Source organism: Lysinibacillus xylanilyticus (genome assembly GCF_001708185.1).
GTDB lineage: Bacteria > Bacillota > Bacilli > Bacillales_A > Planococcaceae > Lysinibacillus > Lysinibacillus xylanilyticus_A.
In genome coordinates, this window is sequence record NZ_MDDN01000001.1 from 879030 (window position 1) to 900310 (window position 21281).

19 protein-coding genes are annotated in these 21281 nt (G+C 36.2%); all 19 read right to left on the reverse strand.

The features are described 5' to 3' along the window. Nucleotides 1–149 precede the first annotated feature (149 nt). Nucleotides 150–1646, reverse strand: a complete 1497-nt coding sequence (gene glpK / locus BFJ97_RS04250; RefSeq protein WP_068983377.1) for a glycerol kinase GlpK — start codon at nucleotides 1644–1646, stop codon at nucleotides 150–152. 27 nt (nucleotides 1647–1673) lie between these two features. Further along, nucleotides 1674–2477, reverse strand: a complete 804-nt coding sequence (locus tag BFJ97_RS04255) for an MIP/aquaporin family protein (protein WP_068983378.1) — start codon at nucleotides 2475–2477, stop codon at nucleotides 1674–1676. Between the two features lie 229 nt (nucleotides 2478–2706). After that, entirely contained in the window at nucleotides 2707–2886 is a 180-nt protein-coding gene (locus BFJ97_RS04260; RefSeq protein WP_068983379.1) for a hypothetical protein, read from the reverse strand. A gap of 289 nt (nucleotides 2887–3175) precedes the next feature. After that, nucleotides 3176–4819, reverse strand: coding sequence for a glycerol-3-phosphate dehydrogenase/oxidase (locus BFJ97_RS04265; RefSeq protein WP_068983380.1), 1644 nt, complete (start codon nucleotides 4817–4819; stop codon nucleotides 3176–3178). 403 nt (nucleotides 4820–5222) lie between these two features. Beyond that, entirely contained in the window at nucleotides 5223–5798 is a 576-nt protein-coding gene (locus BFJ97_RS04270) for an RloB family protein (protein WP_068983381.1), read from the reverse strand. A 233-nt stretch (nucleotides 5799–6031) separates the two neighbouring features. Then, nucleotides 6032–6865 (reverse strand): AAA family ATPase, encoded by an 834-nt coding sequence (locus BFJ97_RS04275; protein WP_254660110.1) that lies wholly within the window; start codon nucleotides 6863–6865, stop codon nucleotides 6032–6034. Beyond that, a complete protein-coding gene (locus tag BFJ97_RS25040) occupies nucleotides 6835–7314 on the reverse strand; it encodes an AAA family ATPase (protein ID WP_254660111.1) in 480 nt (159 codons plus the stop codon). Before BFJ97_RS25040 ends, BFJ97_RS04275 begins: the two co-directional genes overlap by 31 nt. Nucleotides 7315–7653: 339 nt before the next feature. Beyond that, a complete protein-coding gene (locus BFJ97_RS04280) occupies nucleotides 7654–8580 on the reverse strand; it encodes an NAD-dependent epimerase/dehydratase family protein (protein WP_068983382.1) in 927 nt (308 codons plus the stop codon). Nucleotides 8581–8777: 197 nt separating this feature from the next. Further along, nucleotides 8778–9305: a YceI family protein gene (locus tag BFJ97_RS04285; RefSeq protein WP_068983383.1), complete on the reverse strand. Its 528-nt coding sequence runs from the start codon at nucleotides 9303–9305 to the stop codon at nucleotides 8778–8780. A gap of 643 nt (nucleotides 9306–9948) precedes the next feature. Further along, nucleotides 9949–10518, reverse strand: a complete 570-nt coding sequence (locus BFJ97_RS04290) for a manganese efflux pump (protein WP_068983384.1) — start codon at nucleotides 10516–10518, stop codon at nucleotides 9949–9951. A 392-nt stretch (nucleotides 10519–10910) separates the two neighbouring features. Further along, nucleotides 10911–11912 (reverse strand): HD domain-containing phosphohydrolase, encoded by a 1002-nt coding sequence (locus BFJ97_RS04295; RefSeq protein WP_068983385.1) that lies wholly within the window; start codon nucleotides 11910–11912, stop codon nucleotides 10911–10913. A 15-nt stretch (nucleotides 11913–11927) separates the two neighbouring features. Further along, the gene (locus BFJ97_RS04300; protein ID WP_068983386.1) at nucleotides 11928–13226 is read right to left on the reverse strand and encodes a globin-coupled sensor protein; all 1299 of its coding nucleotides are present in this window, start codon (nucleotides 13224–13226) and stop codon (nucleotides 11928–11930) included. A 39-nt stretch (nucleotides 13227–13265) separates the two neighbouring features. Next, nucleotides 13266–14759 (reverse strand): helix-turn-helix domain-containing protein, encoded by a 1494-nt coding sequence (locus BFJ97_RS04305; RefSeq protein ID WP_068983387.1) that lies wholly within the window; start codon nucleotides 14757–14759, stop codon nucleotides 13266–13268. Nucleotides 14760–16045: 1286 nt separating this feature from the next. Next, on the reverse strand, nucleotides 16046–17425 hold the full coding sequence (locus tag BFJ97_RS04310; RefSeq protein WP_068983388.1) for a sensor histidine kinase: 1380 nt from the start codon (nucleotides 17423–17425) through the stop codon (nucleotides 16046–16048). Next, entirely contained in the window at nucleotides 17426–18139 is a 714-nt protein-coding gene (locus tag BFJ97_RS04315) for a response regulator transcription factor (protein WP_068983389.1), read from the reverse strand. It lies immediately after the preceding gene. A gap of 78 nt (nucleotides 18140–18217) precedes the next feature. After that, on the reverse strand, nucleotides 18218–18568 hold the full coding sequence (locus tag BFJ97_RS04320; RefSeq protein WP_068983390.1) for a YxeA family protein: 351 nt from the start codon (nucleotides 18566–18568) through the stop codon (nucleotides 18218–18220). Nucleotides 18569–18588: 20 nt separating this feature from the next. Further along, nucleotides 18589–19320, reverse strand: a complete 732-nt coding sequence (locus BFJ97_RS04325; protein ID WP_068983391.1) for an ABC transporter permease — start codon at nucleotides 19318–19320, stop codon at nucleotides 18589–18591. A gap of 12 nt (nucleotides 19321–19332) precedes the next feature. Next, nucleotides 19333–20085, reverse strand: coding sequence for an ABC transporter permease (locus BFJ97_RS04330; RefSeq protein ID WP_068983392.1), 753 nt, complete (start codon nucleotides 20083–20085; stop codon nucleotides 19333–19335). Continuing rightward, nucleotides 20082–20999, reverse strand: coding sequence for an ABC transporter ATP-binding protein (locus tag BFJ97_RS04335; RefSeq protein ID WP_068983393.1), 918 nt, complete (start codon nucleotides 20997–20999; stop codon nucleotides 20082–20084). Before BFJ97_RS04335 ends, BFJ97_RS04330 begins: the two co-directional genes overlap by 4 nt. Between the last annotated feature and the right edge of the window lie 282 nt (nucleotides 21000–21281).

A 21281-nucleotide genomic window follows, 5' to 3' on the forward strand; every position in this document is an offset into this window, starting at 1 on the left:
TCCTATTCATAAATAAAACCTTGATTGGCAAATGAAGTAACCCCAAAAGTTAAATTGTTTGTCTAACAATCCGGGATCTGCGTCAAATTAGCCTATCAAGGTTTTTTATCACTATTCAGCTCTCTTTTAAATCCATCCTATTAATCTAATTATTTAAACGCTTGAGCAGCTGTCACAGCTTTTTTCCAGCCTGCATAAATTTCTCCACGAAGTGATTCATCCATATCAGGTGTGAATTGACGTTCTAAATTCCAATACTCACTAATTTCATCTGTTGATTTCCAGAAGCCAACTGCTATCCCTGCTAAATATGCAGCACCTAAAGCAGTTGTTTCGTTAATAACCGGACGATCAACGGGAACATTTAATAAGTCTGCTTGGAATTGCATTAAGAAATTGTTTGCAACAGCGCCACCATCTACACGTAATTTTGTTAGTGGAATATTTGCATCTGCTTCCATTGCGCTAAGTACGTCTTTTGTTTGATAAGCTAATGATTCTAATGTTGCACGTACAAAATGTTCTTTAGATGTACCACGAGTTAAACCGAAGACAGCACCTCGTACATCAGAATCCCAATAAGGCGTTCCTAAACCAACAAATGCAGGGACTACATAAACGCCATCAGTTGACTCCACACGTTCAGCATATTGCTCAGAATCAGCAGCAGAGCGGAACATTCGTAAGCCATCGCGTAACCATTGAATAGCAGAGCCAGCTACGAAAATACTTCCTTCTAAAGCATAAGTTACCTTACCATTTAAGCCCCAAGCAAGCGTAGTTAATAAGCCATTCTCTGATTTTACTGCCTTTTCACCAGTGTTCATCAACATAAAGCAGCCTGTACCATAAGTGTTTTTTACCATGCCTTCATCAAAGCAAGCCTGACCAAATAGAGCAGCTTGTTGATCACCCGCAGCCCCAGCAATCGGAACAGCAGAGCCGAAGAACAGAGCTTCTTCAGTATAACCATATACTTCTGAAGAAGGGCGAACCTCTGGAAGCATGGAAGCAGGAACGCCTAAAATATTTAATAATTCCTCATCCCATTTTAAATCATAAATGTTATACATTAATGTACGAGAAGCATTTGAATAATCCGTTACATGTACTTTACCACCAGTCAACTTCCATATTAACCATGTATCAATTGTGCCGAATAGTAAGACCCCTGCTTCTGCTTTTTCACGAGCATCTTCAACATTGTCTAAAATCCACTTTACTTTTGTGCCTGAGAAATATGCATCGATTAATAAACCTGTTTTATCACGGAATAAGTCATTATAACCGTTTGCTTTCAAATCTTCACAAATACCGTTCGTTTGGCGTGATTGCCATACAATCGCATTATAAATTGGTTTCCCTGTATTTTTATCCCAAACAACTGTTGTTTCGCGTTGGTTTGTAATACCGATCCCAGCAATTTGATTTGAATCAATATTTTTTGCAGAAAGCACTGTAGCGATACAAGAAAGAATAGAGGACCAAATTTCTTCCGCGTGATGTTCAACCCATCCAGATTGCGGGAAATGTTGTTTGAACTCTTGTTGTGCGCTATGGAGAATACTCCCTTTTTGATCAAACAAAATAGCACGTGAACTTGTTGTACCTTGGTCTAAAGCTAAAATATATTTCTTTTCTGACATCGGACATACCTCCAAATAAATTTTTTATTACATTTCACTCTCAACATTTTTCACTGTTAATTGAGCACAAATAAAAATAATTACGACGATAATAGCTAACACCCAAAATGCGATACTATTTTCCCCCTCAAAAATTTGTTGGAAAAATAGGGCACCGAATGTACCACCGATCATTGGACCAACAATTGGAACCCATGCATATGACCACCCTGAGTCACGTTTACCTGGTATTGGTAAGAAAAAGTGAGCAATACGTGGGCCAAGGTCACGAGCAGGATTAATTGCATAACCAGTCGGTCCTCCTAAAGCCATTCCAATGGCTACAATTAGCATACCAACTAGAAACGGGTTTAGCCCATCTGTAATTGTGTTTGTACCTAATGCTAGAATACCTAAAACAAGTATAAATGTACCAATCATTTCGGAAATTAAATTTGATAATGGATGTTTAATGGCAGGCATTGTAGAAAATACAGCCAGTTTTGCATCTGGATCTTTCGTACCTTTCCAATGTGGTAAATACATAAAATAAACAAGTACCCCACCTAAAAAACCACCAATCAATTGTGCAACAACATAAGCAGGTACGTCTTCCCATGGGAAATTGCCAATTGAAGCAAGCGCGATTGTTAACGCAGGATTCAAGTGAGCGCCACTAATACCGCCTACAGCATATGCAGCCATCGCCACACCTAGACCCCAGGCGAAGGTAATCACTACCCATCCACCGCCAAAACCTTTCGATTTGTGCAGTGATACACCCGCAACAACTCCCCCACCGAATAAAATAAGAATCATCGTGCCGACAAGTTCCGCTGTTAATACAGACATATAAAAGCCCCCTTTGTTTTTAAGTACACCTAAAAAAACAAACCCACACTTAAACAAACTGCATACTAGCAGTTGAATAAATGTGGGTTCCTTTTCCTAACCACGCGCTTGAACTTACGTACATTCTAGAAAAAGTAACCCACATAATCAACCTATTGTTTATCGAGTGGAAATAATGCCTGCTAGACGGATAGGATTGTAAAAAAATCTGCTGTAAAATTATCTGTTTTTAATTAAATCTGCATGAATATAACTTTTTAGCGTTACGATCTGCCCCGTGCTTGATTGACATTAGTAAACTAATATGCACTTCTAGTAGAACAATGTATTCGAATCGACTATATAATATTTCCTCAAATTGCTTTACTGTACGTGCAGCGGGAATAATTTGTTGATTATTAAAATTCATTTGATTACCCCTTTGCTAAAAAGTCCGTTATAAAATATCTAGCATATTTGTATACGGGAAAACCCTTCTTACTTTCCGCAGCAAGGCAAAAGTACATCGCTGTGCTCCTGCCGCTACGTTTCTCTCATGCTTCGTCGCAAAAATGTGCTCCTGTCGCTACGTTTCTCTCACGCTTCGTCGCAAAAATGTGCTCCTGTCGCTTCGTTTCTCTCATGCTTCGTCGCACATACAAAAGTCTACGTGGATATTCACCAGAATATATCTATTTTTAGGACAGCTCCTCATTTTTTTATAATGCAGTTGTGGCTCTTGTTATTTCTGTATTTAAATCTTTTTCATATTGCTCACGTTGCTCAGTAGACCAATTTAATTGTTTTGCCATTTCATCTATTACTGCATCTTTGTACTTCTTCACAAGCGCAATATTAAAGAACATATAGGCTGTACGACGAATTATAAAATCGTTTGGATGAACAACCATTTCATGATGAATCCCATATAGTAACTGAGCATAGAGCGTTTGAGGTAAAACAGCATGTTTTTCTTTTGCATATTCAAAAACAAGGTCAACATTTGACCCGTAATGATGTGCTAAATGTTTTGCTTCCGCTTCAGATAATCCCAGATCGATGCCCATTTTTGTTCGTTTAGACACGAAGGCATGTAAGTTTTGAGAGCCGCCAATTTCCCCGCCAGAAATACGCATATGTTTTGTTTTACATGGTGTAGATGTTATGCCAAATTGTTGTTCTAAATCTTGCGTAATCTTATTTAAGACAGTTTCTGCCATTTTACGATAACCTGTTAATTTACCGCCAGCGATTGTCACAAGTCCTGAAGAAGATTCCCATACTTCGTCCTTACGGGAAATTTCAGAAGGGTTTTTACCGTCCTCATGAATTAATGGACGAACACCTGCCCAGCTTGATTCGATATCTTCATCCGTGACATGAACTTTTGGAAACATGTAATGAATTGCCTTCATCATATAATCACGATCTTCTTGCTGAATATTCATCTCACGTGCATCGCCTTGATAAAATGTATCTGTCGTTCCAACATATGTTTTCCCATCACGAGGAATCGCAAATACCATGCGGCCATCAGGCGTATCAAAATATACAGCTTGGTGTAATGGGAATTTGGATTCATCAAAAACGATATGCACACCTTTCGATAAAATTAAATGTTTACCATTTTGTTTCCCTTCGATATGACGAACATCGTCTACCCACGGACCAGCAGCATTAACTACCTTTTTAGCACGAATCGTAAACATGTTATAGGCAATCAAATCTTGTGCTACGATTCCATTAATTTTCTTCTGGTCACTGTATAAAAAGTTCTCTGCCTTTGTATAGTTTATAAGTGTAGCCCCTTTTTCGATGGCAGCTTTAGCAACTTCGACTGTCAGACGCGCATCATCTGTACGATATTCTACGTATACTCCTCCACCACGTAATTCCTCAACTTTGACCAAAGGTTCTTTTTCAATGGTTTTTGCAGCATTTAACATATAACGACGTTCAGAACGTTTAACACCTGCTAAAAAGTCATAAACACGTAAGCCAATATTCGTTGAGAATTTGCCAAATGTGCCTCCTTTATGGAACGGGAGTAGCATCCATACAGGAGTTGTTACATGAGGTCCATTTTCATAAACAATCGCACGCTCTTTACCTAAATCTGCAACCTCTTTTATCTCAAATTGTTTTAAATAACGAAGCCCCCCGTGTACTAATTTTGTCGAGCGACTAGAAGTACCCGCGGCGAAATCTTGCATTTCAACTAATGCTACAGATAAACCGCGGGCAACTGCATCAAGTGCAATACCACATCCTGTAATACCGCCACCGATGACCAATAAATCGTATTCTTTACTTTGTAATTCCTCAATTGATTGTTGACGTTGTATTGCTGAAGCTGTGCTCATAATGAATTTCCTCCTTATTAAGAACGAAAAAAGAAACCATTAAAAGCATATGCACGAAATGTACAAATGTTTTTAATGGTCTCTCAGTCACTCAAACCTTTTATTAACTTGTAGTGTGTATAAATAGGAAAGGCAAGTTAGGTAATCGGAAGAAAACGACTAAAAAATATACTTTTCAATCATTTATGGGGGGCAAGATGTATCATATGTTCAGTTCAATTGTCATAGCTTTCTGATCTTATTTATTCCGAAACACTAAAAATTCATGTTAAAAATTTCAGAGGTTGTTAATCCACAGGATGATCAATATTAGAGGACTATAAAAAGACTCCCTCCAGCTTTTGATGAAAATCTACAAAACGGCAAGTTCTCTATTAGATCCCCAGAAAATCTGCTGTTGACATTAAAATATGTATTGAATCATTTCATGTATGTTGCAATATGGGTTGTCACGGTTTTCTGTCTTGCGAAGTGCCATCATTTCCGTGCAGTTTTTTATAGCGACCTCATGCCGTAATGCGATGGGTGCAATGACTGACTCATCCGCTTTATGTCGGAAATAACGTGTTATCCCTAGATGTTGCTCCATCTTATCATTTAAAACAGCCCGAGGATATTTTTCCGAAATATCGACCTCTTCAAAATGTAACAGTAACCATAATTCAAATGCCTCATTTGAGTAAGCAATATGAATATTTTTCTCCTCACAAAAGTCATTCACTTCTTCTAACTGCTTTTCAGTTAAATCATCCTTATCAAATACAATCCAAACTTCATCAAAATATTGATAGCTCGAATCTCGATAGGCATGCTGAGCTAGCTTAATAGCTGAGCGTTTCACGTTTTTAATTTTGACACTTACCAATTTTGAGCGCTTTAAAATACGCATTTGCTCAAAATAAATACGCTCAGTTTCACCTTCACAATAAATTAAAATAGTTTTACGTAGTGTTCTGTTTCCTTGTTGACGTACTCTCACAGCTCAGATACCTCCACTTCCTATTAATTATGCCTCGGCATAATTGCGTCCGGAATCGGCTTTGTGCTTAGGCCTGCACGAGGGCCGACACGATGTCGGTCATTTCGGTAATGCCACAGGACGTGGCGTTATTACCGATGCAGGTCTGTTAGCCGTTATCGCATGGATGCGATGATTTTAGGTTAACATCCTTTGTGAACTCCTTTCTGATTCCGTGACATCCGCCAGAGGCTTTAACTTCTGGGTGTTTGGAACCCGCTGAAAGAAGTTAAATATTGATTGGATAAGTATTCATTAATAACCGGTGTTGCACCAAACTCGCCCTTTAAGTAACGCTTGGCATAGGAAATATCGCCTCGTTTCTTCTGCAAATCTACAAAATCAAATAAGGAGTATAACTCGGATTCATTTTTAAAGCTTTTATTGACAAACCAAATTTGATCGGAACGTAATGGCTGATCCAATAAATCAATTTCATGACTTGTTACAACAAATTGATTACTGGCGTTACGTTTGCTGTTCATTATAGCCATTAAAAATTCACAAATCGATACATGAAATGCAGTATCAAATTCATCTATAAAGATCGTTTTTCCTTTATTATATGCATCTACCATAACACATGCTAAATGTAGCATCCGTACTGTTCCCTTTGAATCCATCGTCCAATTAATCGTCTCTGTACCGATTGGCGCACCTGCTTCATCAAACGATAAATAGTGCAAATCAATATCCACCTCTTGAATAACCTCCGAAGTGTCAAACTCATAAATAGTATTTTTCTCTCTGCGCTCAACACGTCTTGCTGTCACATTTTGAATAGAAAAGTCTGCAATTTTAAGTAGTTTAATGACTTCATTCTTAAAGGGTTCCTCTTCAAGTTTACGAATCAGTGGATGACTTGATAACCGGTTTGCTTCATCAAGGAACAGAATTTTATGTAAAAACCAATCAAATATTTTCGTAGCATCGGGGTCATTAAAGACATTTAATACTGATAAGAAAGCCGTATTATTACGCGTATATTTTGTCAGCTCTAGCGCTGTGTTTTGGGCAGTTTCATACAAATATTCTGTCCCATCCCACTGTCGGTAAAGAGCTTTTCTTTCATGGACGTTGTCGTTTTAGTGAGGCATTCATAAAGAACCTGCGATGCATTATACTGTATCTCATAATCATACAGTATCCCATCTAGTAATAATGAAATCATAAATTCTGTCGGTTGCCCTTGCTGACCTCCTAGCTTAAACGGTTGGTAGGGCAAGCGCAGTTGTTTGACATTATTAAGGTTTTCAAAGTTAAACAACAAAGAACGTAACACTTTAATAGCTGTGAATAAGTTCGATTTTCCACTTCCATTTGGTCCAAAAATAAAAGCACTTTTCACGAGACGAAACGATTCAAAATTCATTGTATGTGTGTCTTTTAGTTTTCGAATACGGTTTCCCGCAACCATAGAAAATAATGTTTCATTTTTATAACTTAAGCAATTTTTCACTCTAAAATCTACTAACATGTGTAAGCCCCCCGTTCAATTCCACAGCATTCCTTAAAAAAATAATCAGGTGTGTTGAAAAACAATTATACTATAGACATAAGAAAACACTATTTCTAACCCGTGTAATACCAATTATAAAATATGCAAATTTACTAAATAGCATTGAAAGATAAACCATGGTTTTGACGCTTGAACGAGGGTCTGTATTTATTTGCTGATGAATGATTAGTTTCCCTCTCTCAATAAGTAATTGAAAATATAAAAAGACGATTTTCCCTTTAGAATAGGGTAAATCGTCAAATATTACACTGACAAATCTTCATCTTCATATTTAAAGAACTAAGCGGGGTTCTATACTTAAATTTCAACGATTTTTTCATTTTGTAATGCTTGCAATGTGCGCTCTATGCCTTCCGCAAAAGAAGTTTTTGGTCTCCACCCGATTGCTTTTGCCAACTTGGCATTATTTAAAAACGAATGCTCAATATCTCCCTCTCTTGCAGGAGCATATTGAATTTCTAAAGGATGATTTAAATGCTGTAATAATAAAATGACTTGATGAATCGACCACGCCTCATTCGTTGATACATTATAAATGCCTTGTAATTTAGCTTGCACACCGGCATAAATAGCATCTGCAATGTCATCTACATAAATGAAATCTCGTGTCTGTTCTCCATCTCCATAAATCGTAAAGGGCTTTCCTTCAATACTGCTTTTTAGCATGCTAGGAATAACCGCCGCTTCCCCCTGCATATATTGTCTTGGGCCGAATACATTAGCAAATCTGTAAATTAATGTTGGTAAACGATAATCCTTTTGCCATTTTTCACAGTATGTTTCACCAATGCTTTTATTTAATCCATACATTGAAATGGGCTCACTAACATCCGTTTCTTCTAGTGGTGGATAGTGACTATCACCATAAACGGCCGCAGACGAGGCAAAAACAAAATGCTTTACTTTATATTTTGACGATAAGAAGAGCATCTGACTAAGCCCTACAATATTCGTTAAAACGTCCTTCACTGGCTCTTGTATCGACTTTTGGACACTTGTTTGCGCAGCACAATGGACTACCACATCAAATGATATTTCCTTAAAGAGATGCTCACAAACCTCATCTTCTACATTCAAAAGATACGATTTATGCTCAAAGTCGACATTACGTAAATGGCCTGTGCTTAAATTATCAATAATATAAACATTTGAACCTTCCTTAAAGAAACGCCTTGCCACTGCACTGCCAATAAAACCATAACCACCTGTCACTAATACATTCATCCCATCGCCCCCAAAAACAATATGATGATTTATATGCATTAATTACTAAAATTATGCAAGTAACTTAGTTATTGGGTTATTTTTATACACTTGGGCCGATTAACAAATGTCATCCACAACTTTTGGTGATGAACCATAGTTTTACTTTATTAATAAAAAACTGTGCCCGACTATATTTTCGAGCACAGTTTGCAAGGTTAAGCTGGATTTACTTCAAGTTCTACTGTAATTTTAATGTCTTTACCAACAAGAACACCACCAGTTTCCAAAGCAGCATTCCAAGTCAAGCCAAATTCTTCACGATTGATTGTCGTTTCAGCTTCAAAGCCATAAACTTCTTGGCCCCATGGATTTGTCCCTTTCCCATTAAATTCAGTATCAAATGTTACTGATTTTGTTACATCTTTAATTGTTAAATCGCCTGTAATGGCAAATTCATTATCTAATTTTTTTGTAATGTTCGTTGATTTAAAAGTGATTGTTGGATATGTTTCGGCATCGAAGAAATCTGCTGCTTTTAAGTGATTGTCACGATCTTCGCTACGTGTGTTAATGCTTGCTGCATCGATTGTAAAGTCAATATTGGCTGTTGTTAAATCTCCAAGATCCGCCGCTTCTATATCTGCTGAATAAGTATCGAACACACCTTTTACCTTTGATACCATCATGTGTTTTACTTGAAAGTTAACTGATGAATGTCCTAAATCAATATTCCATTTTGCCATTTTAAATTCCTCCATTTAAATTTTTTATTTATCTCGAATTCGAGATATATGTTAAAATATGAAGTAACTACATTAATTATGTTCAAGATAAACATAAGTAGTTACTTTGAATACACAAGTTACCAAAAGTAATTAATTACTTTGTGTAACTTACTATATATTAATAATCATTTTGCGTCAAGTAATAAATTAAAACTTTGCTAATCTTAGCAGTTTCCCCACACTGCCAGCCGGACTTTCTCGGTTTTTAAAATTACAATATAAATAAAACTCATTATTGTCCGTTTGCAAAATTGAATGATTAAGCGTTGTGCCATCGATTGAAACTTAACCAAATTCACCCTTAATATTCCGAAATTCCCTATCAAAAAGGAATATCACGGATCATCACCATAACGTGTGGTTGATTTCCGTTCCGACTGGGCGCTTTCCTGGGGGCGTCCGATGAGCCGCTTCACTCGCGTTGCTCGCTCCAGGGTCTCATCTGTGACGCTAATCCCCAAGGAGTCGCCCAGTCTCCACTCCAATCAACTAATATACAAAGCATACGTCTTAACAAATGTCATCCACAACTTTTGGTGATGAGCCAATATCACGGAAAAATTCCTGATATCCCCTGAATTCTATTAACAACGCCACTTATTTAACTAAACATTTCCAATATACCAATAATTAGAAGTAACAAACCAGATATAGCTGCAGAATATTTTCCAATAAATGTTTTTGTTAGTAAGCTTCCAAAATGACTACCTATACCAACTGTTATAAATGAAAAAATGCCGATAGAGATTACTGTCCATATGACGGATATCCCGTTTGCGCCAATAGCAATGCCGCCAGCTAGACAGTTGGCAGATAAGACAAAACCAAGTGTCATTGATTCTCTGAAAGAGATAATGTAATTTTTATCTTCATCAAATAATTCAGGTTTTTCTGCAATGCCTTGCTGAGAAAAACGATTTGACACTAAAGTCCACAATCCTATAGTAACTAACAGTAAACTACCTAACAAATTAGCTGTATGTGGAGAAATGAATTCATCAATCGTACTCCCGGCTGTAACTGCAACATATGTGACGATCATGGAAATGACCGCTATAGCTGCGTTCGATAAAACGGGGATCTTTACACGTTTTATCCCATAGGCAAGACCTATACCTAAATTATCTAAGTTTGCGGCTATGCCTATAAGAATGATGGTTACCCAATGCATACTTTTCCTCCTCAAAATATTTGAAGCATTTGCACATATCATATGAGGAAAAAAATATTTTGTTCAGCCATCTTTGTATGGAATTGAATCGTGAAAAACTTGAGTTCTTTAAGATTCAATGTCATTTACAAGCAAAGCACTGATGAATACTAATGTTGTCACTTCAGTTATTAAAGTATTAAAGTACTGGACATCTTCTTCATATTGAATTCCACTTTTTTGAAATAATTCATAATCAGGTGTTACTTTTATTTTTATAAAATTTCAATTTGCTCCTCACGTAAATTGCACTTTTTAGAATTATAAAATCCATTGAGTAATCATCGTTAAGAAGTCTAAAATGAGGTCGTTTCAGTATTATTTCATACATTATTTAGCTGAATACTCGACATTTATTTTAAAATAATACTATTTTCACCTATTACTTTTTCTATAAATACTTTTACTAAATTAGGATCAAACTTAATGCCCTTCTGTTCTTTTAAATATGAAAGTGCCTCTTCTTTTGTCCAAGATTTTTTATAAGCTCTACTACTAACTAAAGCGTCATATACATCTACTATTGATATAACTCTCGCTTCAAATGGAATTTCTTCTCCTTTTAATCCCATTGGATATCCTGATCCATCCCAATTCTCATGATGAGATTTAATAATATTCCTTGCTATTTCCATATCTTCAAAGAGTTTATTGTTCATTTCATCAGATATTTTATTTAATACATCGATACCGATAAGAGGATGCATCTCCATGATTTTTCTTTCATGAATTGTTAATGTACCCGTTTTATACAGTATCGACTCTGGAATTCCGGATTTACCAATGTCATGCAATACACTGTATTGAATAATTTTATTAATATACTCTACAGATAAATTATATGATCTATCTTCAAAGAGGCTTAGCAAGAGTTTCTCTGAAAGCTTTTGCACATTTAAAAGATGTTCCGCGATATCTACATCACGCATTTCACTTGATAGAGCTAACAATTTAAATAATTCCTTTTGATCTATTTGTTTCTGATTCACTTCTTCTATCAATAGTTGTTCTGCCATGCGCATTACTCCTACATAATAAACAATTCCTTTTATTTCAATTGGAGTAATCGTTATAAATGAGTACCTTTGCTCTAATGATTTGTTGACATTAACCATTGCCCCTGACCACGTTTTTCCATTTCTCAATGTACTTTCTATCGATTTATACATAACAAATGGTGTTGCACTCGATTTTAAACACCCTACTGGTAATCCAATTAGAAATTCTCTTTTATAGCCAGTGCTAATTTCATATTGTTGATTCACATCAATGATAAATTGATCTTCATCAACAATTACAACAGCATCACCCAGTTTTAAAAAATACGTTAATTCTTTTGGTATTTTTTTGCTCATTCGGAAAACTCCTCATCAATTGTTTAATTCATTAGCAAAACTAGCAGGTCGGTTAGCCGACAATGCAACTTCATCAAATGCTTTACCCAATTCTTTCACGACATCAACAAAAATCCCCAATTCTTCCTGTGAATATTTATTATGTTCTTGTATTTCCTTCATAGATTGTAAGATTTGCTCAAAAAATATGTCTGTTTGTTTCATAATTTCATGCCCGTCATGAACGGATTGGTTTATCATGTCAAGTGAAGATGATAACTTTTCCACATTAGTTACGGTGGATAAAATTAAATGAGCTACATTTGAGACTGATTTTTTCGTTACTTCTGATAGTTTCTTAACTTCTTCTGCTACAACTGCAAATCCTCTGCCATGTTCGCCAGCCCTTGCTGCTTCAATTGCTGCATTAAAAGATAATAATTTTGTTTGATCGGCTATTTCCGTTACAATATCTATAATGCCTTGGACTTCCTCTGTTATCTTTAACAATTCTTTTATATCATTGGAGATTATTTGGACAGCCTCATAAACTTCCATCATATTACTATTTTGTTTACTTATTTGAACTTTTTCATTTTCAGCCCTCTCTTCTGCTAAAGCAGATAACTCTTTTCCGGCATTGACGATCTCCATCATTTCTGTGCAAAGAATATGTAATTCCTTAAATGTCGCATTAGTTTGTTCTGAAATAAATACTAGATTTTCAGTTGAATTGACAACTTGAAATCCAGTTTTTGCTGCCTGTTTATTTGATTTTTCTTTAATTTTACTTGTCTCTTTATCGTATTCTTCAAGAACTATTTGTTGCTCTAAGTTAAATAATTTTGAAAGTGCTTTTACATTAGAATAATAAAGCTCTTTATCAGAAAAATTCTTTTCGATCATCTCAATAACTGTTATAAACAAATTTTGAAAGGCGCATAAATACCATTTTGTCTGTAGACCAATTTTCACATGCATTTGCGCTATTCTAGCTCTTTTTAAAAAATATTCATCATCAATTATTCCCGAAAACATTTCTAAAATATGTAATTTTAAAGTTTTCTTTAAATCATCCACTGAACTATTTTTTTTAATAAGAGTCAATAAAGAATCTTCCAATTCTAGATTATTGTAAAAGCGATCAACAATGTCATCTATTGCTTCTTCAATAAATGGCTGCAAGTTTTTAATTACTTGTAAGTCTTCTAGTGAAAATTTAATCATTTTTATTTGTTTCTCTATTTCACTGCCATTTTGAATATTCATCATTATATTACTTTTGAGTAATATAATGTCGTGATCTATCTGTATATTTTTATTTTTCCAGCGCATGAATCAACCTCCATTTCTCAAAAAAGCGAATATTTTTCTTTAAACATCACTTAGTAAAGTTTTCAATAGTAACTTATTTGGCTGTTGATACTTTTTAAAATAGATCTCCTGTAGCCTTTTTCCTAACCTTTCATAGTCTCCTCTCGAAGGAACTGAATTCCAAACAAATATATCTTCTGGTTTTTTTTGAATATTTAAGTAAAAGCGGTCTGCTATGATTAACTCTGCTTCTTCATCTTCAGAACATAACTCAACATGGACAAAAACACGTTTTACTTGATTGAATAGATAAGGTATATCATTTATCATCGAAAATATTTTTATTTTTATGGTATCTCTATTAATAATACTTAATGTTTGCTTTAGTAATTTATGATATCGACCGATTAATACTTCTCTACGTTTAAATACGATAGCAAAGTCTTTATTATCTAATAGACGATCATAAAACTGATTCATGATTTCGATTTGAGCAGTTTCATGCATTTCTAATCGCTTCTTATAAAGATCTTCTTTAAATAAACTAGCTGGACCTGAAAATGTTAATATAAAATAATGAAGATGTAGTAAATTTATAAAAAGTGCCCCATATTCTTCTACATCTAAAGTAACGGAAAAATGTTCCATAAATATTTCCATCCAATATAGAGTTACTTGTATAAATAGCTCCTGATTATGGTGCTGGGCAAAATTCATCAATAAACTTGCGTCATTATCTTTCTTTTGATAATGACGCATGCAACAAATTATGGAAAATGAAAACATTGTTTCTAATTCAATTTCTTCTTCTGATAAAGTTGTAAATTCTTCGAAGATATACTTGATTTTTTCCGATAATTGCTCATAGTTATGATGATGTTTTGTAAAGTTTGCATACATTGGATGATATTCAATTAAGCAATCTAATTTTGCACGTGTTAGGCAAATGGCAAGCCAGTATAAAACAGGTTCGGAGTATTCTATATTTACTTCCTTCATTCTTTCTAGAATTTCTTCTCTTGATACGAGAGTAAATGGCCATACTTCCCCCCAACACGAGTTCCAATAGAACAAGAAGTAGAAATAACGAATTTGTTTTTCCGTACCTTCTAAAATGACCGTTTCAAGGGATGTATACTTCAAATGAAATTGACTTAACAAAGGTTTAACTTTTTTTATACGTCGATATATGGAGGGTACACTGGTGAAATTTTCCAAAGCAAACATATTAATATCATTAAAATCATTGTAAAAAATCTGATCAAAAGCTCTATAAGTTAATGACTTTTGTAAATAATACCTTTCAATCGTTTTAATAGAGAAATTGTCTTTGTAGTCTAATTGAAAATACTTATGCTCTACTTTTTGGATAACCGCAGATTCTGTAATAGATCCCAAATCATTCGAAATTTCCTCAATTATTTTTATAATTGTTCTTTCTGACAGAGACATCTTTTGAGCTAACTCTAAACTTGAATACAGTCTCTGTTCTTTATAAATATGATGTAAAACCTTTATTTTTTGTAAAGCTAAACGATCTAAAAAATTATACATAAAAACACCTCAATGTCTTACGCTAACACCTTCTAGCTGTGTCAATAATAAACTATTAAAATTAGATAAGTTTATATAGCTCTTATCAATAAATTCTATTCCCGTTTTTCACGACACTAAACATCAAAAAGGATTTTTATCAATACTTTTTGACTACCACAGAGTATAAACTCGACAACAGAACGGATGTTTCGTGTATATTTCACTCCCATCAAATACTCTTTTAACCAACAAAAAATCTTATTTTAATCAAATTCACTCATTTTGAGCAACCATGTATAAAGTCTCTTGTTTTTCAGGATAATAGGTAAACTATAACAAGTATTTTATAATATGCAAAATCACTATTTGTTCGATTTTATGCATGATTTGATAATCCTAATATCCTTTCACAACACAACATCTTTTTCCGGGACATTTTTAATACGATAAAATTTTTATCTGTTTATAGGTAAATCTAATTTCCTATGTGATTTTTCAACAACAATACTTCATTTTCTTCCTTGAATAATACTTGCTAATGGCATAGCTACTTAAATAGAAAAAGAGATGTATCAAATTACGATACATCTCCTTAACAGTCATACTTTATAAACCGAGCACTCGATACATTAACGCCTTAAATTATGCCGGTGGTAAGTTTTTATTTGGTCTGAAAATGCTATCTGCATAGCCTTTAATAATACATCGCTTGGCAATCTCCTCATTCATAAAGCCCCTCTTTATCCATTGGTAGTACAATGGTAGGTCTTCTATTACTATATCTTTCACTAAATCCCTTGCTTTTATATTTGATACCAGTTAGTAAATGTATAACCTTCCTTCTTACTCTTAAACACTTTGGTCCTTATTTCTACACTGGTTGTCATTAATCTCATTTATCCTTTGATTCACCTTTATAACCTATAAGGGCAACAACGTCATCCACACTCTCTGTTATCTATTCATCTTCAGCGTAAGCAGGCACAATACTTGTGATAATTAAGAAAATATATATAACAGTCAATAGCAACCTTTATTTTTACACAATTCCCCAAAATAAGTTTATACATCACCCAAAATATAGTAATTGATAGCGGAATTATAGCATTATAAATGAATTTAATAAAATCAATTTTTGTTGTTTTTCTTGCATATTTTGATAATCGTTACAGAGCTAGGGGCAAATATAGCGATGTAAGTACCTATACTCACGGAAGGAAAACAATAAGCGAGACACATTCATCTGTAGTCGCGGCGTGCTTCCAGTTGCCTCTTAGCTTTTTCTATTGTTCTTCCTTTTGGTACTAGATAGGAAATTCCATAACTGCTTTTAAACCTCTTTGATCTTCACCGTTCTCAAGAATTAGGCGTCCATGATGTGCCTGCACAATTCTTGCAACCATCGGAAGCCCCAGACCGTGACCTTGCTTGATAGTCCCCTTTCTCTTTGATGAGTAAGGTAACTCGGTAATATTCTTTAATTGTTCTTGCGGAATGCCTTGTCCATTATCCGTTACGATAAAGCGATACTTGGAGCCTCCCTCAGACAAGTTGGTTTCCAGTATGATTTTGCATCCCTCTGGGTTGTGATGCATACTGTTTTGGACGAGGTTGTTAATTGCTCTAAGTAGTAATTTTTCATCTCCAATGATGTGAATCGCTTCGGTGGACAGTTTTAAATCAATGGCATGGCGATCATCTATTCCGTTATTTAAAAAATCTGTGGCAACCTGTCTTGCCAAAACCGATAGTCGAATGTTCTTCAAATGTAAAGGTTGCATTTCATACTCAAGCATGGAGACCAAATTCAGGTCACTTACAAGGGATCGTAGCTTCTCGCCTTGGCGCCGGATAATGCTGGCCTGATGTCTTTGCTCGTCTAGCAGGTCCGAATTTTCTTCCATTTCACTTGCGTAGCCGAGAACTAGCGACAGGGGCGTTCGAATATCATGCGAAATCCCAGCAATCCAATTGGAGCGAGCTTCATCCCGAGCCTTTAACGCATCCGTTTTATTTTGAAGCATAGTAGACGTGGAATTAATGCTCTGGGCCAAATCATCGAATATCCCATCGGCATCCAACTGAACCACTTCCTCCTTGGCAAGGTTGTGAACTCCATCCACAAGAGGACGTATTTTTCTTATTAGTCGTGTCCCAATCATAATAGATATTAGCAAAGCGAGTATCACATTAGAAATCAGTAATAATATAAGCCGCAAAGGCAATGACTCTAACCAATCTGAGAGATAGTCAAATTGATACCTCCAGTGGCTTTTCTTTGGATATCCTACTACAATCAGACCGTCCTGATGCTCCCAAGTATAAACAGGATATTCCATAAGATAATAACGTGAAAACTTGGCTACTTCTACTAGATTGTAGGATTGCGGAACATCATTAGGTAAATGGTAGTTCCATCGCACATGGCCATCTTCACCGATTAACATAGCCCATGCATTGTTTTGCTGCAGCAGCTCGGCAGTGTTCTCGTTCAATCGGTAGCTGTCACCCTGTTTGTCCATACTTTGGGCCACTTGCTTCACCACGTTTTTTGGGGACGGAGACTGATTATTTTCTGTGAACACTAGCACGCATAACATTACTAAGTTAAAAATAAGCAGAAATATCGAGATTATAATAGTAGCGGCGACAAATCGTCGTAATATGCGAATAACTCCTTCCACTTAACGCGTCTCTTTCACTAACAGTTTATATCCCAGTCCCCTGACAGTAAGAAGATAAAGTGGTTTGGATGGATCCACCTCGATTTTTTCACGAACCCGCCTTATGTGGACCATCAATGTATTTTCGTAACCGTAGCTGTCATCTCCCCAGACGGCCTGGCATAAGGCATCGCTTGTAACGATTCTCCCTTGATTTTCATACAATTTCACAAGTATAGCGTGCTCCTTTGCCGTCAATGGTAACTCCTTTTGATTCCCGTATACGACAGCACTTTCTAGATTAATAGTCTGTTCGCCTAATTGAAAAACAGACAATTGTTCCAAAATATGAGAGGAGTAGACCCTTTTCAGAATGGCCATAAGCCTTAAAACTAGTTCACGCGGTAGGAACGGTTTCACAATATAATCATCTGCCCCCAAGCCAAGTCCGAGTAAACGATCTTCATCCTCGCCCCGTGCAGAAAGGAAAAGGACTGGCATTTCTGAGAACTGTCTGATGGAAGACAAAAGTGAGAATCCATCGCCATCAGGTAACATGACGTCGAGAATAGCTATATCAGGCTTATCTGTTTGGCAGATTGACAGGGCAGAACTGCAGTCAGTTGCATTATATATACGGAAAAAGCCCTCTTTTCTTAAAAAGCTTTCAATCATTTTTCTAATTTCCGGTTCATCATCTACTATTAATATTTTTTTGTCTTTTAAATTTACCATGCTGCATCACCTGACTTTTATTATACATGAATAGGAGATTCATCAGTATTTTCCCAATTTCATTCGAAGGCTTTCTTTTTATTTTTGATATTTCTGTTGCACCGCTTCTGGTAACTCCTCGAAGTCAACTTCTTCCCAATAAGTGACGCCTCGAATCCGTGTGTAATTAAGTCGGATATACGCTCCTTCTCTCAATTGCTTTCCAGCCGAAAATTCAAGCTTTTGTTCCTTCCCTTTCTTATTGTAGACAGTTAATTCATAGTCGTAACGTCCATTGTTATCCTGAATACCAGAGTCGGATATCATTGTATAATAGATAGTTTTTCCCGCAGGATTTTCAGGTGTTAGCTTCTCTGGGGTTAAGAAGAAAAACCACATGCATGCACCAAGCACGATGAAAAGCCCCAGCATCAACAATATTTTTTTCATCTAAATTCCTCCAAGTGTAATTAGGATGAGACAATATCTTTATTCTTCAAGCGGTGAATAGATATCGACACAAAAATAATTACAAAAGTTAAATTTACTATCCAAAATAAAATATTCTGTAAGTCAGTAAGCCGATCCTGATTTAAAACACTCATGCCAATTGTGAGTAGTGAAAACGGGAAAAACATACCTACATTAGCAGCATACATACCCAAACCGATAATCACTGCACATAGACTAATGCCAATAGGTGTTGCAAAGCTTCGCATTCGCAACGATATTCCTAATTGCAGAGCACTAATGGAGAGAGTGGCAAACCAAGCACGGACCGTCCAGCCTATAGTCTCTACAGGAAAAGGACCTGGTAAGGAGAACAGGGTACCTGCTAACCAGTACAACCCTAGGAAAAATGTTTGTGTGAACATAACTAATATGCTAACGACAAACAATTTGGCAAGAAAAACACTTGCAACCGATACTGGAGCGGTCAAAATAATATTCCAATTTCGGTTCAAATGCTCCAGCCTACATACATAGGAACAACAAATGGCAATTAAAATAGGTAGAAAAAACTCGCCGTAAAACAAGGAAACTTGGCTCCATAAGCTATACCATCCATTTCCCAAGACGCCCTTGTTTAAATAATAATTTGTACATCCAAACAGCAGACTTATGATAGGAAGTACAGCTAGTACAAGACCGATACGAGAATGTCGTAGCTTGAGCAATTCAGCAAAGATACTTTGTTTCATCAATTTCTCACCTCAGATTTCCTGCCGGGATACATGAATACTCCCGGCAATATAAAATAGAACAGTCATCGTTAGTACAATCAATACAAGACCGACCCCAACAGACTGTGCCATATAAAAACTCGCAGACTCAGCGAAATGAAAAGTTACCGGGCTGAGGTCCAAATAATACGACCATATAAAAATATATCTAACTGCAGCAGGGAAAAATCCTGCGGTCATACCGATGAAGCCCCCCAGCATGCCTAAGCACAGCGCAAATGCTTGGTTTTTAATGGCTAAAGAAATCCATTGCTGAAGTGCCGTAACAGCAAGGGTCGTCATCAAGTTACCAACAATAAACTTGAATAAAAAATCGGTAGGAGGTGCTCCAGGAAAATCTTTTATCAGTCCGAATATAATCATCAGTACGGTCTGCGCAAGAATGCCAAACAGGAGCAAACTATTAGCGCAAATATACTTCGCCGCATAAAGAGAGCCGCGGCTCACGTTAGTAGCAATAAGCATTTTCCAGGTGGCGCCTTTATGCTCCATATCACAAATACGAGAAACAACGATAGCCGAAATAATTGGCATAAAAAGCCCATTCATAGAAGATATATCAAAAAAGATAGATTCCCACACTGCGTAAACCGGATTTTTAGCAATAGAATGGTTGATGGAATTACAAGCCCACAGCATCTCCACCCCAAGCATTAAGGTAATCATAATCCATATTTTTTTGCGGCGTATTTTGTAATATTCTAGTCCTAATGTTTTAATCACAAGCTCCTCCCCCTCCCTGTCAGCTCCAGGAAAATGTTCTCCAGGCTTTTCTTATGCTCTTCAATCCTAGTGACAGGAATGTTATGTTTAACAAGAAATCGGTTCATTTCTGCCACTTCTTTGTCCTGAAGATTATCGAACTCAAGACGGTTACCGCTTCTTGTTAGACTGTAGCCTTGCGTGTGAAGGAGCTGCTCCGCCTTAGTATTGTCTTCAGTTTTAAGAAGGATGGCGCTTTTGCCTTTTTCCCTTAAACTTTCTACACTCCCCTGAAACAGTAGATTCCCATCACTGATAATACCTACTGAAGTAGCAATCTGTTCAATTTCAGAGAGCAAGTGGCTAGAGAGCAATACCGTTATCCCATAGCTTTTAGGCAATGATTTAATGAGCTCCCGTATTTCACCGATACCAGCTGGGTCTAAACCGTTCGTCGGCTCATCAAGAATCAGTAGCTTTGGAAAGGCAAGCAAAGCCATTGCAATACCCAATCGTTGCTTCATTCCTAGCGAATATTGCTCAGCTCTTTTGTCTTTCTGATTTTCTAGACGTACAATACGAAGTGCCTCATTCACATTTTTATCAGGTACATTTCGCAGCCGTTGCATGACCCTCATATTTTCGAGTCCTGTCAAATGCCCATAGTAAGAAGGTGATTCGATTAAGGATCCAGTACGTTGCAAAATGGAAGACCGATGTTTGCTTAAACTGTCCCCAAATATATTGATTGTCCCTTTCGAAGGCTTGATAAGTCCGAGAAGCATTTTTAGTGTGGTTGTTTTTCCAGCACCATTCGGACCCAAAAACCCATAGATCTCTCCTTCCTGAACATGAAGATCAACTTTATTTACAGAATTAATAGATCCATACTTTTTGGTCAGGTTTTGTGTTTGCACAATAGCTGATGTTTTCATAAGAAAAATCATCTCCATTCAAGTCTTTTTTCTCTACAGCTTAGACTTTAATGAATTCACCTTTCCCAAATCTAAAGCGAGCCTTACGACAGCCTTAAATTACTAGCCTGGAATTCGATCTAAAAGGGAAAACTATACATCACAAAATAAAAATAATTAAAGCCGGTTCGTCCTAGGCTAAACATGAGCTTTTTTACTTGCACGATCTCGGACTTCCCCTTTAGATTTGCGCATTTTTTCTTAAAAACCCAGTTTGACAAAAGTAACAACCTTTTGTTAACG

Excerpts from the sequence above, each read along its gene's own strand:
- BFJ97_RS04315 (WP_068983389.1), bottom strand. The coding sequence starts at position 18,139 with ATGGTAAATTTAAAAGACAAAAAAATATTAATAGTAGATGATGAACCG.
- BFJ97_RS04290 (WP_068983384.1), bottom strand. The coding sequence starts at position 10,518 with ATGCATTGGGTAACCATCATTCTTATAGGCATAGCCGCAAACTTAGAT.
- BFJ97_RS04325 (WP_068983391.1), bottom strand. The coding sequence starts at position 19,320 with ATGAAACAAAGTATCTTTGCTGAATTGCTCAAGCTACGACATTCTCGT.
- BFJ97_RS25040 (WP_254660111.1), bottom strand. The coding sequence starts at position 7,314 with ATGTTAGTAGATTTTAGAGTGAAAAATTGCTTAAGTTATAAAAATGAA.
- glpK (WP_068983377.1), bottom strand. The coding sequence starts at position 1,646 with ATGTCAGAAAAGAAATATATTTTAGCTTTAGACCAAGGTACAACAAGT.
- BFJ97_RS04260 (WP_068983379.1), bottom strand. The coding sequence starts at position 2,886 with ATGAATTTTAATAATCAACAAATTATTCCCGCTGCACGTACAGTAAAG.
- BFJ97_RS04285 (WP_068983383.1), bottom strand. The coding sequence starts at position 9,305 with ATGGCAAAATGGAATATTGATTTAGGACATTCATCAGTTAACTTTCAA.
- BFJ97_RS04280 (WP_068983382.1), bottom strand. The coding sequence starts at position 8,580 with ATGAATGTATTAGTGACAGGTGGTTATGGTTTTATTGGCAGTGCAGTG.
- BFJ97_RS04300 (WP_068983386.1), bottom strand. The coding sequence starts at position 13,226 with ATGCGCTGGAAAAATAAAAATATACAGATAGATCACGACATTATATTA.
- BFJ97_RS04320 (WP_068983390.1), bottom strand. The coding sequence starts at position 18,568 with ATGAAAAAAATATTGTTGATGCTGGGGCTTTTCATCGTGCTTGGTGCA.
- BFJ97_RS04255 (WP_068983378.1), bottom strand. The coding sequence starts at position 2,477 with ATGTCTGTATTAACAGCGGAACTTGTCGGCACGATGATTCTTATTTTA.
- BFJ97_RS04305 (WP_068983387.1), bottom strand. The coding sequence starts at position 14,759 with ATGTATAATTTTTTAGATCGTTTAGCTTTACAAAAAATAAAGGTTTTA.
- BFJ97_RS04335 (WP_068983393.1), bottom strand. The coding sequence starts at position 20,999 with ATGAAAACATCAGCTATTGTGCAAACACAAAACCTGACCAAAAAGTAT.
- BFJ97_RS04265 (WP_068983380.1), bottom strand. The coding sequence starts at position 4,819 with ATGAGCACAGCTTCAGCAATACAACGTCAACAATCAATTGAGGAATTA.
- BFJ97_RS04295 (WP_068983385.1), bottom strand. The coding sequence starts at position 11,912 with ATGAGCAAAAAAATACCAAAAGAATTAACGTATTTTTTAAAACTGGGT.